Origin of the sequence: Jannaschia sp. R86511, assembly GCF_042466345.1 — a bacterium.
Classification (GTDB): domain Bacteria; phylum Actinomycetota; class Actinomycetes; order Actinomycetales; family JBBAYJ01; genus Aquipuribacter.
This window is the reverse complement of the sequence record NZ_JAXHCD010000001.1, coordinates 2,234,363-2,248,269: the sequence shown is the minus strand read 5'-3', so window position 1 is coordinate 2,248,269 and position 13,907 is coordinate 2,234,363. Positions and strand designations below refer to the sequence as shown.

Sequence of the window (13,907 nt, the reverse complement as noted above, 5' to 3'; positions counted from 1 at the left end):
CATGAGCACCCCCACCCCCGCCCCCCGGACCGTCGGGACCGGCGCCAAGGTCGAGCACCACCGCTTCGACGTGGTCATCGTGGGTGCCGGCGGCGCCGGCATGCGCGCCGCCCTGGAGGCCGGCAAGCGCTCCCGCACCGCCGTGCTCACCAAGCTGTACCCGACCCGCTCCCACACCGGCGCGGCGCAGGGCGGCATGTGCGCCGCCCTGGCCAACGTCGAGGAGGACAACTGGGAGTGGCACACCTTCGACACCGTCAAGGGCGGTGACTACCTCGTCGACCAGGACGCCGCCGAGGTGATGTGCAAGGAGGCCATCGACGCCGTCCTCGACCTGGAGAAGATGGGGCTGCCGTTCAACCGCACCCCCGAGGGCCGGATCGACCAGCGCCGCTTCGGCGGGCACACCCGCAACCACGGCGAGGCCGCGGTGCGCCGCAGCTGCTTCGCCGCCGACCGCACCGGCCACATGATCCTGCAGACGCTGTACCAGCAGTGCGTCAAGCACGAGGTCGAGTTCTTCAACGAGTTCTACGTGCTCGACCTGCTGCTGAGCGACGGGGCCGACGGCCGACGTCACGCCAACGGCGTCGTCGCCTACGAGCTGGCCACCGGCACCATCCACGTGGTCCACGCCAAGTCGGTCGTGCTGGCCACGGGCGGCTTCGGCAAGGTGTTCAAGACCACCTCCAACGCGCACACCCTGACCGGTGACGGCATGGGTGTCGCGTGGCGCCGGGGCCTGCCGCTGGAGGACATGGAGTTCTACCAGTTCCACCCCACCGGCCTGGCCGGCCTCGGCATCCTGCTGAGCGAGGCCGCGCGCGGCGAGGGCGGGATCCTGCGCAACAGCGAGGGCGAGCGCTTCATGGAGCGCTACGCCCCGACGATCAAGGACCTGGCTCCGCGCGACATGGTGGCCCGGGCGATGTCGACCGAGGTCCGCGAGGGTCGCGGCGCCGGCCCGAACAAGGACTACGTGCTGCTGGACCTGACCCACCTGGAGCCGGCCCACATCGACGCCAAGCTGCCCGACATCACCGAGTTCGCGCGGACCTACCTCGGCGTCGAGCCGTACACCGAGCCGGTGCCGGTCTACCCGACGGCGCACTACGCCATGGGCGGGGTGCCGACCAACATCGCCACCGAGGTGCTGGCCGACAACGACACCACCGTCGGCGGGCTCTACGCCGCCGGCGAGGTGGCCTGCGTGTCGGTGCACGGCGCCAACCGGCTGGGCACCAACTCGCTGCTGGACATCAACGTGTTCGGCAAGCGGGCAGGGCTCGCCGCGGCCGAGTACGCGCAGACCGCCGAGGTCATCGACCTGCCCGAGGCGCCCGAGGCGACCGTGGTGACGATGCTGGAGGAGCTGCGCAGCCGCGGCTCCGACGGCGCCCCCACCGAGAACGTGGCCGCGATCCGCACCGCGCTGCAGGAGACGATGGACGCCAACGCCCAGGTCTACCGGACCGAGGGCACGCTCAAGCAGGCCGAGGTCGACATCGCCCGGCTCAAGGACCGTTACTCCCGCGTCGGCGTGATGGACAAGGGCAAGCGGTTCAACACCGACCTGCTCGAGGCGGTCGAGCTGGGCTTCCTGCTCGAGCTGGCCGAGGTGCTGGTGGCCAGCGCCAAAGCCCGCAACGAGTCCCGCGGCGGGCACTTCCGCGAGGACTACCCCACCCGCGACGACGTCAACTTCATGCAGCACACCATGGCCTACCGGCACGTGGACGAGACGGGGGCGTCGAAGATCCGCCTGGACTACAAGCCCGTCGTGCAGACCCGATACGAGCCGATGGAGCGCAAGTACTGATGACGACCACCGAGACCTCGGCCGGCGACACCAACGGCCTGGCCTCCTCCGACACCGAGCCCCGGGACGACTCCGCGCAGAGCACGGGCACCGCGGAGCGCACCGACGACGCGGGCGCCGGGGCCATCCCCAGCTTCGACGTCACGCTCCGGATCCGCCGCTACGACCCGGAGCGCGACGACGAGGCGCACTGGGAGGAGTACACGGTCACCGCCTACGGCACCGACCGGCTGCTGGACGCGCTGCACAAGATCAAGTGGGACACCGACGGCTCGCTGACGTTCCGGCGCTCGTGCGCCCACGGCATCTGCGGCTCCGACGCGATGCGGATCAACGGCCGCAACCGGCTGGCCTGCAAGACGCTGCTCAAGGACCTGAACCCGGCCAAGCCCATCACGGTCGAGCCGATCAAGGGCCTGCCGGTGGAGAAGGACCTGGTCGTGGACATGGAGCCGTTCTTCGCGGCCTACCGCGAGGTCATGCCGTTCCTGATCACCAAGGGCGCCGAGCCCACCCGGGAGCGGGTGCAGTCCCAGGAGGACCGCGACCGGTTCGACGACACCACCAAGTGCATCATGTGCGCCGCCTGCACGAGCTCCTGCCCGGTGTTCTGGACCGACGGGCAGTACTTCGGCCCGCAGGCCATCGTCGGCGCGCACCGGTTCATCTTCGACAGCCGTGACGCGGGCTCGGACCTGCGCCTGGAGATCCTCAACTCCAAGGAGGGCGTCTGGCGCTGCCGGACCACCTTCAACTGCACCGAGGCCTGCCCTCGCGGCATCGAGGTCACCAAGGCCATCCAGGAGGTCAAGCGCGCGCTCATCGCCCGCAGCGTCTGAGGCCCTCGTGCCCACGCCGCCGGTGAGCCGTCTGCTCGCGTGCGCCGCCGCCGTCGCCCTGGGCGTCGGCGGCGTCGTGCTGCCCGCCGCGGCCGCGCCCGGGGCCGGCCCGGCGCTCGTCCCGGTGACCGCGACCGCGCCCCCGGCGCAGCCCTGCCCGGACCGGCAGCTGCCCCTGGGCCCGGGGGCGCTGGAACCGGACGCACCACGCGCCGCGCTGCCCGAGGCGAGCGAGGCGGTGCGGGGGGACGAGCTGGCGGCGCCGGGGCTGCTGGTGCCGGCCGGGGCCCCCGCTCCCCCGGCCGTGACGGCCACGGCCTGGCTGGTGGCCGACCTGGACTCCGGCGAGGTGCTGGCCGCCTGCAACGCCCACCTGCCCTTCGCCCCGGCGTCGACCATCAAGGTGCTGACGGCGCTGGCCCTGCTCCCCGGGCTCGACCCCGCCACGGTGCACACCGCGGGCCCGGCGTCGGCCGCGGCGATCGGCAGCCGGGTCGGCCTGGTGCAGGGCTCGCAGTACACCGTCGACGACCTGGCCCACGGGCTGATGCTCAGCAGCGGCAACGACGCCGCCGTGGCGCTGGGCGAGGTCGCGGGCGGGCAGGAGGTCGCGCTGGGGCGGATGACGCAGGTGGCCCGCGGCGTCGGGGCCTGGAGCACCGTGCCGCGGACCACGAACGGCCTGGACGCCCCCGGCCAGTTCAGCACCCCGCACGACCTGGCCGTGCTGGCCCGGGCCGCGCTGGCCGAGCCCCGGGTGGCCGGGCCCGCCGCCACGGTCCGCTACGACTTCCCCGCCTCGGGCCGGGTCGGCGACCCCGACCGCGAGACCTACGAGATCCAGACCTCGTCGCGGCTGCTGCGCAACTACGACGGCGCGACCGGGCTCAAGAGCGGCTTCACCCGCGCCTCGGGCGGGTCCTACGTGGGCACCGCCGAACGGGACGGCCGCCGTTACGTGGCCACCGTGATGCGGTCGCAGGGCAGCGCCTGGCGGCACTCGGCGGACCTGCTCGACTGGGCGTTCGCCACGGGCGGGCAGGCCGGCACGGTGGGCACGCTGGCCCAGCCCGGCCAGGCGCCCGAGGACGCGTCCCGCTCGCGCGACGGGGCGGGCGGAGCGGTGGGCGACGCGCTCCCGTCCGGGGCGCCGTCCGGCGAGGCCGCGCCGGCCCCGCCGTCGGCCGGGGCGCCCGCGTCCGCCGCGCCGGAGCCGTCCCCGGCCCCCACCACCGACCCGCTGGCGGCCATCACCGGGCCGGGCGACCGACCCCGGGACGCCGGCGCGGCGGCCCCCGGACCGGGCCCGCAGCTGCTGGCCCTGGGGGTGCTCGTCGTGGCCGCCGTGGCCGCCGCCGTCGTGGTCCGCGGACGCCGGGCCCGGGGTGGCCGCCCCGTCTGACAGGCTGGAGCCGATGAGTGCCGAGTACCCGCCCGGCGCCGACGTCGGCCGCATCCTCTACCTGGCCCTGGACGCCGGCGAGGAGGTCCTGGCGGCCGGCGCCGGCTCGGCCGACGCCGCCGCCACCATGCAGGCCGTGGCCCTGGCCGCCGGCCTGCGCGAGGTCGACGTCGACGTCAACTTCACCTCGCTGGCCATCACCTGGGCCGCCGACCGGGACTCCCAGCCCTGGACCCGCCGCCGCATGGTGCTGCAGCGCAGCCTGGACTACACCCGGCTGATCCGGGTGCACCGCCTGCTCGGGCAGCTGGTCCGGGGCGACGTGACGGCCGGGACCGCGGCCGCGGGCATGGCCAGGATCCGTGACTCGGAGTACCCCTACGGCCGGCGCACGGCCGAGGCGGGGGCCGCCGGCCTGGCCGGGGCCGTGGTGCTGCTGCTCGGCGGTGGCCCGCTGGGCATCGTGCTGGCCGGGGTCGTCACCTACGCCGTGCTCGTGGTCGGGCGCTGGACCGCGGCGCGGGGGCTGCCGGTGTTCTTCGGCAACGCGGCGGCGGCCGCCATCGTCACCGCGGTGGCCACGGGCGCCTACGCGGTGGGACTGCCGGTCAGGCCGTCCCTGGTCGTGGCGGGCGGCATCGTCGCCCTGCTGCCGTCGGTGGCGATGCTGTCGGCGGTGCAGGACGCGCTGGCCGGGTACGTGGTGACCGCGGCCGGGCGGGTGGTCGAGGTGTTCGTGCTGCTGGCCGGCATCGCCAGCGGGGTGGGGCTGGTGCTCGCGGTGGCCGTCCCGCTCGGGGTGCCGCTGCGCGAGATCTCGGCCGAGCCGGCCGTGGCCCCGCTGTGGATGCGGCTGACGGGCGGCGCGCTGGCCAGCGCCCTGTTCCTGCTGAGCGTCTACGCCCCGCCGCGCCTGCTGGTGCCGGCGGCCGCGATCGGCACCACCTCGGGCCTGGTCTACGCCGGCGGCAGCCTGCTGGGGGTGCAACCGCTGTACGCGACGGCCGCCGCGGCCGTGGTGGCCGGCACCGTCGCGGTGGTGGTGGCGGGCCGCTACGACGTGCCCGCCCTGGTGCCGGCCGTCGCGGGGTTCATGCCGCTGCTGCCAGGCCTGGCCCTGTACCGGGGCATGTTCCAGATCGTCCAGGGCGAGACGGCCGTGGGCATCGCGACCGTGCTGGGGGCCATCGGCGTGGTCACGGCGCTGGCGTCGGGCGTGGTGCTGGGCGACCTGGCCGCGCGACGGCTGCGCCGGCTGCGGCGGCTGTGGGACCGCGACAGCCGGGCGGCCGCGGCCCCGGTGGACGAGACCGCACCCGTCGGTGGTGGCGGCGAGCCGGTGCCCGTGCACCCGCGGGGCCGGTCCCGGCCGAGCCGGTTCGTCGGTCCGTCGGTCGCGCTGGCCCGGCTGACCGGCGCCCGTCGCCGCGGCGAGGACGCCTGAGCCCGAGCCGCGCGCGTCCCGACCCTCTCGCCGGTGACCCAGGCGGTGCGGCCGTCGTCCTCAGTCGCCGCGCACGAGGTGCCGGACCCCCTGGCCCGCAGCGCGCGCGGCACCGTCGGCCACCCGCAGCGCCCCGAGCGCCGTGGCCCCCAGCACCACGCCCGCCCCCAGCAGGGCCCGGTCGGACCACCGCCGGGGCAGCACGGGCCCGGCCGGGCGGGGCAGCGGGACCCGCTCGCCCACCTCGTAGTCGCTCAGGTCGGGCTCCGGAACCGGGCCCACGGCCACCCAGGACGCGCCGTAGAGCATGACCCGGGCGTTCAGGTTGAGCCAGACGAACAGGGTGAGCACGGGGATGGCGGCGCTGCCGAGGAACCCGGCGCCGGAGCCGACGTTGCCCAGGACCAGGCCGACACCGAGCTGCAGCGCACCGACCCCGAGCGCCGCGAGCAGCGCCCCGACCACGACCGTGCGCAGCGCCGCGGTCGTCCGGGCGAGCACCCGGTACAGCACGGTGAACAGCGCCGTGTTGAGCAGCACGAAGCCCGAGAACACCACCACGCGGACCACCGCCCGGCCCACGGTCGTGCTGTCCAGGCCGAGCAGGTCCAGCACCTGCTCCATGAGGGACTGCGTGGCCACGTTGACCAGGGCCGAGGCCACGATCAGGGTGCCCAGGGTGAGCATGACGGCCAGGTCGTAGAGCTTGGCCCGCACCACGTCGACCTGGAAGGTGGGCAGCCGGAACACCCCGCGGATGCCCTCCCGCAGCGCCGCGATCCAGCCCAGTCCGGTGTAGAGCAGGGTGGCCAGGCCGATCAGGGCCGACAGCCCCAGCACGGTGGAGTCGGTGGCCCCGGCCAGCAGCGTGTCGGCGCTGACGATGGCGGAGCCGTCCTCGACCGCCGCCTCGTCGCCCAGCAGGCCCGGGATGGACCCCTGCACGATGGCGACGATCTGCTGCTGGACGTCCGGGTTGCCGCTCAGCCACAGCCCGACGGCGGTGAAACCGAGCGTGAGCAGCGGGAACAGCGAGAACACCCCGAAGAACGCGATCCCGGCGGCGAGGATCCCGCCGCGCGCCTGGCCGAGCCGCACGTTGGCCCGGTACGGCCGGCTGCGCAGCACCCGACCGACGAGACCCGTCACGGCGGCGACGGGACCGCCGGCGGACCGGGCGTCGGCCTCGGGGGCGGCCGGACGAGCCGCGGCGCCGCTCACCGGGCCCCCTCCCCCGGACCCGGTTCGGCCAGCGGGGCCGGCGACAGCGACCGCCAGACCCCGTCGCCCGCGCAGCGGAACACCGCGACCTCGTGCACGTCGAACGCGGCGTGGAACCCGGACAGCGCGCTCTGCACCCGGTCGAGCGCCGCGGTGGGGACGTCGTGGGCCACCGTGACGTGAGGGTGGTAGGGGAAGCTCAGGTCACGCTGCAGCGGTCCGGTGCGCACGGCCTGCTGCAGCCGGTCGCACGCCTGCCCGCCGTCGACCACCCGGACGAACACCACCTCCGACACGGGGCGGAACGTGTCCGTGCCCGACAGCACCACGGCGAAGCGGGGCAGCAGCGCGGCGGTCCGGCGGACGTGCTCGACGATGGCCGGCACCTCGGCGGGGGGCACGAGGACCGGCGGGACGATGGTGACGTGCGGCGGGACGGCCAGGGCCACCGGGTCGCCCGTGGCGGCGCGGCTGTCCCGCAGCGCGGAGGCGAACGGCTCGGGCACGGCCACGGCCACGCCCAGCGTGACCGCCCCGCCGTCGGCGGTCCCGTCGGCGTCGAGTACGGCGTCGTCCCAGGAGGCGGTCACCTGGCCCTCAGGCCCGCCCGGCCGGCAGGAACCCGACCTTGTCGTAGACCCGGGACAGGGTGTCCGCGGCCACCGAGCGGGCCCGGTCGGCACCGTCGGCCAGGATCCGGTCCAGCTCGGCGGGGTCGTCCAGCAGCTCGGCCGCCCGGCGGCGGAACGGGGCGAGCCCGCTCAGCACGGCCTCGGCCACGTCGGCCTTGAGGTCGCCGTAGCCGCGGCCCTCGTAGGCCCCGGCGGCCTGCTGGGGGGTGGTGCCGGTGAACGCGGCGAGGATGGCCAGCAGGTTGGAGACGCCGGGCTTGGCCTCGCGGTCGAAGCGGACCTCGCGCTCGGTGTCGGTCACCGCGGAGCGGATCCGCTTGGCGACGACCTTGTCGTCGGCGAGCAGGTCCACGACGCCGGCGGGCAGCGACTTGCTCATCTTGGCCGTCGGGTCCTGCAGGTCCATGATCTTGGCGGTGCCGGCGACGATGTGGGCCTCGGGCACCACCAGGGTGTCGCCGTAACGGGCGTTGAAGCGCTGCGCCAGGTCCCGGGTCAGCTCGAGGTGCTGGCGCTGGTCCTCGCCGACCGGCACCCGCTGGGCGCCGTACAGGACGATGTCGGCCGCCTGCAGCACCGGGTAGGTGAACAGCCCGACGCTGGCCGCGCCGCCACGGGCCGACTTGTCCTTGAACTGGGTCATCCGGCTCGCCTCGCCGAACCCGGTCATGCAGCCGAGCACCCAGGCCAGCTGCGCGTGCTCGGCCACGTGGCTCTGCACGAACAGCGCGCTGCGGGTGGGGTCGACCCCGGCCGCCAGGTACTGCGCGGCGGTCCGGCGGGTCCGCTCCCGCAGCACCGCGGGGTCGGTCTCCACCGTGATGGCGTGCAGGTCGACGACGCAGTAGAACGCGTCGTGGGTCTCCTGCAGGGCCACCCACTGCAGCAGGGCCCCCAGGTAGTTGCCCAGGTGCAGCGAGTCCGAGGTGGGCTGCATGCCCGACAGGACCCGGGGCCGGGGCCCCGTCGGCTGGGCGGTGTCCGGCTCCGGGGCGGGTGCGAGGCTCACCCGGTCATCATGTCAGCCGAGCGCCGTGACCTCGATCAGCAGCCCGGCCTCCGGGTCCAGCACCGGCATGGGCAGGCCGTGGCCGGCCAGCACGCCGCCGGTGAGCGTGACCCCGTCGTCGTCGCACCAGGGCGGCAGGGCGTTGCCGGTGCCCCGCACCTGGAGCGGCGTCGCGCCGGTCACGTCGAGCGCCCGCACCCGGTACCGCGTGGCCGCGTCCAGCCCCGGCAGGCGCAGCAGGCCGGGCAGGGCGTCGGCCCCGGTGGTGAGGCGGACGAAGGCGTACACGGCGTGGCTGCGGTCCGGGGCCACCACGCCGTGGGCCCAGGCCCCGTCGTGCTCCTGCGTGCGGACCGTCCGGCCGTGGTGCAGCAGGGGACGCAGCCGCTTGTGCAGCGCGATCCAGCCGGTGAGGCGGTCGAGCTCCTCGTCCGTGCAGGACGTCACGTCCCACTCGATGCCGGCGTGGCCGAACAGCGCGGTCAGGCAGCGCAGCTGCAGGTCCGCCACGCGGCCGGTGGTGTGCGAGCGGGGCGGGCCGACGTGGGTGCCCACCAGCTCCGGGGGCAGCAGCATCGCGGTCCAGCGCTGGATCGACTGCCGCTCCAGGGCGTCGTTGCAGTCGCTGGCCCACACCCGCTGGGTGTGCTCGAGCACGCCCAGGTCGACCCGGGCGCCGCCCGAGGAGCAGGACTCGATCTCCAGGCCGGGGTGCCGGACCTGCAGCTCGGCCATCAGCCGGTAGGCGGCCAGGGTCTGCCGGTGCACGGCCGGGGCGCCGTCGGCGTCCAGCGCCTCGTGCAGGTCGCGGTTGTGGTCCCACTTGAGGTAGTCGGGGCGCTCCGCGGTGATCACGGCGTCCAGGCGGGCCAGCACGTGGTCGTAGGCCTCGGTGCGGGTCAGGTCGAGGACCTGCTGGGTGCGCCAGGAGCGGGTGCCGCCGGGGCTGCCGTCCGGGCCGGGCCGGGCGCCGAGCAGCCAGTCGGGGTGGGCCCGCACCAGCTCGGAGTCGACGTTGACCATCTCCGGCTCGACCCACAGGCCCACCTGCATGCCGTGGCCGCGGACCCGGTCGGCGAACGGGTGCAGCCCGCCGGGCCACACCTGCGGGTCGACCTCCCAGTCGCCCAGGCCGGCGGTGTCGTCGCGCCGGCCCAGGAACCAGCCGTCGTCCAGCACGACGCGCTCCACGCCGATCCGGGCGGCGACGTCGACCAGGGCCGCGAGCCGGTCGTGGTCGTGGTCGAAGTAGACCGCCTCCCACACGTTGAGGGTCACGGGACGGTCGGACCTCGGGTGGGCCGCGCGGGCCCGGACGTGGTCGTGCAGCCGGGCGCTGACGCCGTCCAGGCCGTCGACGGCGTGGGTGAACAGCACCGGCGGGCCGGTGTAGGACGCGCCCGCCCCGAGGCGGACCTCGCCCGCGCGCAGCAGCTCGCCGCCGCCCAGGACGCCGGCGTGGCGGCCGGCCCCCTCGGGCAGCCGGTCCACCAGGTGCACGTGGTCCCCGCTCCAGGCCACGTGCACCGCGGCGAGCTCGCCGTGGTCGAAGCCGAAGCCGGCCTGCCCGGCCAGCAGCAGCAGGGTCGCGTCGTGCCCGGTCCGGCCCCGGCGGGACTCGCGCACCCGCCCGCCGTGCACCAGCGGAAGCCGCTGCGGGCTCCGCTCCCGGCACCAGCGCCCGGTCAGGTCGAGCGTCTCGGTGGCCTCGACGGGCAGCGGGACGACCGCCAGCAGCGCGGCCAGGTCCAGCACGTCGGCACCGGTGTTGGTGAGCGTGTGCTGCACCCGCAGCACACCGGCCCCGTCCAGGTGCAGCTCGGTGACCAGCGCCACGCCAGCGTCCTCGTCGGTGGCCTCCACCCGCAGCGTGCCGGGCCCGGGGCCGTCGGGCGCGCCCTGCACGACCGCGTGCCAGCGGGGGACGACGGCCTGCCCGCCGCGGTGCGCCTGCAGCGCGGGGCGGCCCGACCAGCCGTCGGCCTCGGTCGGCAGCAGGGTGAGCGGCCACGGCTCGTCGAGGCCGCTGTTGGGCACCGGGGGCGTACCGGCCCGCAGCAGGTCGACGACGTCGTCACCGAGGTCCGTCCCCAGGTGGACCCACTCGGGCAGGCCGTCCGCCCGTTCGCGCAGCAGCAGGTCCACCCCCGCCGCGCGGAGCCGGTGCAGACGGTGGGCGTGGCTGGGCGTGCTCATGCGGTGGTGGTCCTCCGTGGTGGGTCGGGCAGGTGGGCCGTGCGGGCCGTGGGAGCCGGGGCTCAGCCCTTGTTGGCGCCCAGGGTCAGCCCGGACACGAAGTGCCGCTGCAGGGCGAAGAACACCACGAGCGTGGGGACGGCGACCATGACCGACCCGGCGCTGACCAGGTTGTAGTCGACGAAGAACTGCCCCTGCAGGTTCTGCAGCGCGCTGGTGACGGGGAACTTGTCGCCCGTGGACAGGAACGCCACGGCCCAGAAGAAGTCGTTGTAGACCCAGGTCACCTGGAGCGTGGCCAGCGCGGCCAGCGGCGGCCGGCACAGCGGCATCACGATCTGCCAGTACTGCCGCCACACCCCCGCCCCGTCGACGAACGCGGCCTCGCCGAGCTCCTTGGGCAGCGTCTTCATGTAGTTGCTCAGCACGAAGGTGCAGAACCCCATCTGGAACGCGATGTGGGTGATGATCACGGCCCAGTAGGTGTCGTACAGGCCCACGTAGAGGTAGAAGCGGTACAGCGGGACCAGCAGCGACTGCTGCGGCAGCAGGTTGGCCGCGGTGAAGAAGACGAGCATCGCGACGTTGAGCTTCCAGCTGAACCGGGCCAGCACGAACGCGGCCATCGACGCCAGCGCCAGCGTGGCCAGCACGGACGGCACCGTGATGATGAGCGTGTTGAGGAAGTACTGGGCGAAGCTGCCCTGGCTCCACGCGTCGACGTAGTTGTCGAGGGTGTACCCGCCGAAGGACACGTAGCCGTTGACGGCCGTGAACTCGTAGGAGCGGAACGACGTCATCACCGCCCACGCCACGGGGAACAGCCAGGCCAGCGACACGACGACCAGGGCGACGTAGAGCACGACGCGGCCCGGGGTCACCCGGCGGTGCGGTCGCTGCCCGGGGCCGGCGTCGTGGCCCGCCCCGCCGGCGCCCCTGGTCCCGCTGCTGCGGTCGAGGTCGGTCGAGGTGCTCACGGCTTGTCCTCCCGCAGGATGTTGACCATGTAGATGACGATGAACACGAGGCTCACGCCGATGAGGATCGAGGCCAGGGCCGAGCCGAACCCGACCAGGCTCGCCTCGCCGATGAGGTTGGCGGTGATGAGCGCGCCCAGCACCTCCAGCCCGTTGCGGCCCCGGTTGATGACCCAGACCAGGTCGAAGGCCCGCAGCGACTCGATGACGGTGATGACGAGGACGACGACGTTGATGGGCCGCAGCGTGGGGAACACCACGCTGAAGAACGTGCGCCCCTCCGACGCCCCGTCGACGGCCGCGGCCTCCTTGAGCGCCGGGTCGACCGACTTCAGGCCGGCCAGGTACAGCAGCATGATGTAGCCGACGTGACGCCACGAGGCGATGAGCAGCACGGCCCAGATGTTGACGTCCGGGTCGCCGTACCAGTCGATCCGCTCGGCGCCGTCCAGGCCGAGGACGCGGTTGAGCAGGCCCTGGTCGCGGCTGTAGATGAGCTGCCAGATGAACCCGGCGAGCGCCAGCGACAGCACGACGGGCATGTACAGCGCGCTGCGGTAGAACCACGAGCCCTTGAGCTCGCGGTCCAGCAGGACGGCCATGAGCATGCCCAGCGGCGTGGCGATCAGGAAGAACACGACGAGCCACAGCGCGTTGTTGCGGATGGCGATCCAGAACGGCGGGTAGTTGGTCGTGATGTCGACGTAGTTCTGCGTACCGACCCAGTCGGAGGGCCCGGGCAGCCCGAACCCGTTCCAGCTGGTGAACGACAGCAGGACGGTCAGCACCACGGGGACCCAGACGACGGCCCCGACCAGCAGCGCGGGCAGCCCCACCATCAGGGTCAGCACCGTCTTGTCGCGACGGGTCAGCAGCTGCAGGCCGCGGCCCTTCGGGCGGCTCGGGGCCGTCGTCGTGGCCATGCGCTCAGGCCTCCCCGGTGAACAGGCGCTCCTTGCCGGCCTGCAGGTCCGACACCACCCGGTCGATGTCGGTGGGGTTCTGCAGGAACGTCTGCAGGGTGGGGATGACGATCGTCGAGGCGAAGTCCGGCCGGGTGTCCCGGTCGAGGAACTGCGCGATGTTCTCGGCGTTGCCGATCAGCTCCGCCGCCTTGAGCTGCAGCGGGCTGTACGCGCTGGTGTCGGCGTCGCTGTGGGCCGCGATGTTGTTGGGGTTGGTCTCGATGTAGATGTTGCCGGCCTCGGCCGAGCCGATGAACTTGAGGAACTCCTTGGCGGCCTCCTCGTTCTCGGGGCTCGCCGTCATCATGTAGCCGTCGATCGGGGCGTCGATGGCGCCCGCGCCGATGCTGGAGTCCAGCTCGGGGAAGTTGAAGAAGTCGAGGTCGTCGCGGTCCTCGCCCTCGGGGAACTGCTCGCCGACGAACATGCCGAGCAGGTACATGCCGGACTCGCGCTGCAGCAGCGACGCGGCGGCGTCCTGCCAGGTGCGACCGACCGGGTCCGGCTGGTGGAACGGCAGCAGGGTGGCCCACTCCTCGAACACCCGGCGGACCTCGGGGGTGTCCCAGTCCACGTCGCCGGCCATCAGGTCGATGTGGAAGTCGTAGCCGTTGAGCCGCATGTTGAGGATGTCGAAGGTGCCCATGGCGGGCCAGCCGTCGGAGTCGCCGAGGGCGATCGGGTTGAGGCCGTCGCCCTGCATCTGCTCGCACAGCGCGACGAGCCCGTCGCGGTCCTCGGGGATCTCGTAGCCGTTCTCCTCGAAGACGCTCTTGCGGTAGAACATCGCCCACGGGTAGTTGTACAGCGGCACGAGGATCTGCTTGTCGCCGTTGGCGGAGGCCTCGCGGAAGCCGTCGGTGAACCCGTCGCCGATCTCGTCCCACACGTCGGTGATGTCGCCGATGAAGCCCTGGTCGTCGAAGAAGCGGGCCCGGAAGCCGGCGAACCAGGTGAAGGTGTCCTGCGGCGTGCCCTGCAGGTAGCTGTTGATCGACTCCTGGAACGTCTCGTTGTCCTGGACGTTGGTCTCGACCTCGATGCCGGTGGCCTCGGTGAACGCGGCGATCGTGGCGTCCTCCGCCGCGCGGGGGACCTCGTCGCCCTTGTTGGAGCCGAGGCTGGTCGAGCCGGCGGCCTCACCGCTGCCCCCGGAGGCGGTGCCCGACGACGTGTCGTCACCACCGCAGGCCGCGAGCGCGCCGACGGCGCCGACCCCCATGGCGCCGTGGAGCACGCTGCGGCGGGCGACGGGGGTCCGCAGGCCGGACGAGGGCAGGTACAGCTTGTTGGTGGAGCGGGGACGAGTAGGCACGGGGCCCTCCTGAGTCACTCTTCACTGAGTGGGTCCGCTCTGAACATTCCCTCAGAGTCGAACACAACTCGACAGCGGATGTCGGTGA

At 73.8% G+C, this 13,907-nt stretch carries 11 protein-coding genes; 4 read left to right on the top strand and 7 right to left on the bottom strand.

What is annotated here, in order from left to right; translation table 11 throughout:
* Window position 1: 1 nt before the first annotated feature.
* Genes sdhA through SJY06_RS10610 form a run of 4 tightly spaced genes read left to right on the top strand, consistent with a single transcriptional unit; the run spans window position 2 to window position 5,504 of the window.
* The gene (gene sdhA, locus SJY06_RS10625; RefSeq protein ID WP_380167335.1) at window positions 2–1,819 is read left to right on the top strand and encodes a succinate dehydrogenase flavoprotein subunit; all 1,818 of its coding nucleotides are present in this window, start codon (window positions 2–4) and stop codon (window positions 1,817–1,819) included.
* The gene (locus SJY06_RS10620) at window positions 1,819–2,658 is read left to right on the top strand and encodes a succinate dehydrogenase iron-sulfur subunit (RefSeq protein WP_380167333.1); all 840 of its coding nucleotides are present in this window, start codon (window positions 1,819–1,821) and stop codon (window positions 2,656–2,658) included. Before sdhA ends, SJY06_RS10620 begins: the two co-directional genes overlap by 1 nt.
* Window positions 2,659–2,665: 7 nt before the next feature.
* Window positions 2,666–4,060 (top strand): D-alanyl-D-alanine carboxypeptidase family protein, encoded by a 1,395-nt coding sequence (locus SJY06_RS10615; RefSeq protein WP_380167331.1) that lies wholly within the window; start codon window positions 2,666–2,668, stop codon window positions 4,058–4,060.
* A 13-nt stretch (window positions 4,061–4,073) separates the two neighbouring features.
* Window positions 4,074–5,504 carry a threonine/serine exporter ThrE family protein gene (locus SJY06_RS10610; RefSeq protein WP_380167329.1) on the top strand — a complete coding sequence of 477 codons (1,431 nt, stop codon included), beginning with the start codon at window positions 4,074–4,076 and terminating at the stop codon, window positions 5,502–5,504.
* 60 nt (window positions 5,505–5,564) lie between these two features.
* On the opposite strand, the gene SJY06_RS10605 is transcribed toward SJY06_RS10610, so the two are convergent.
* The 7 genes from SJY06_RS10605 to SJY06_RS10575 all read right to left on the bottom strand — a co-directional run bounded on the left by SJY06_RS10605 (window position 5,565) and on the right by SJY06_RS10575 (window position 13,819).
* Complete coding sequence (locus SJY06_RS10605; RefSeq protein WP_380167327.1) at window positions 5,565–6,725, bottom strand: YihY/virulence factor BrkB family protein; 1,161 nt, start codon at window positions 6,723–6,725, stop codon at window positions 5,565–5,567.
* On the bottom strand, window positions 6,722–7,315 hold the full coding sequence (locus tag SJY06_RS10600; protein WP_380167325.1) for a 2'-5' RNA ligase family protein: 594 nt from the start codon (window positions 7,313–7,315) through the stop codon (window positions 6,722–6,724). Before SJY06_RS10600 ends, SJY06_RS10605 begins: the two co-directional genes overlap by 4 nt.
* A gap of 7 nt (window positions 7,316–7,322) precedes the next feature.
* Window positions 7,323–8,366, bottom strand: a complete 1,044-nt coding sequence (gene trpS / locus SJY06_RS10595) for a tryptophan--tRNA ligase (protein WP_380167323.1) — start codon at window positions 8,364–8,366, stop codon at window positions 7,323–7,325.
* Between the two features lie 12 nt (window positions 8,367–8,378).
* Entirely contained in the window at window positions 8,379–10,562 is a 2,184-nt protein-coding gene (locus SJY06_RS10590) for an alpha-galactosidase (protein WP_380167321.1), read from the bottom strand.
* Window positions 10,563–10,624: 62 nt separating this feature from the next.
* Entirely contained in the window at window positions 10,625–11,539 is a 915-nt protein-coding gene (locus SJY06_RS10585) for a carbohydrate ABC transporter permease (RefSeq protein WP_380167319.1), read from the bottom strand.
* Complete coding sequence (locus SJY06_RS10580; protein WP_380167318.1) at window positions 11,536–12,462, bottom strand: carbohydrate ABC transporter permease; 927 nt, start codon at window positions 12,460–12,462, stop codon at window positions 11,536–11,538. The genes SJY06_RS10585 and SJY06_RS10580 overlap by 4 nt, the downstream gene beginning before the upstream one ends.
* A gap of 4 nt (window positions 12,463–12,466) precedes the next feature.
* Window positions 12,467–13,819 carry an ABC transporter substrate-binding protein gene (locus tag SJY06_RS10575; RefSeq protein WP_380167316.1) on the bottom strand — a complete coding sequence of 451 codons (1,353 nt, stop codon included), beginning with the start codon at window positions 13,817–13,819 and terminating at the stop codon, window positions 12,467–12,469.
* Between the last annotated feature and the right edge of the window lie 88 nt (window positions 13,820–13,907).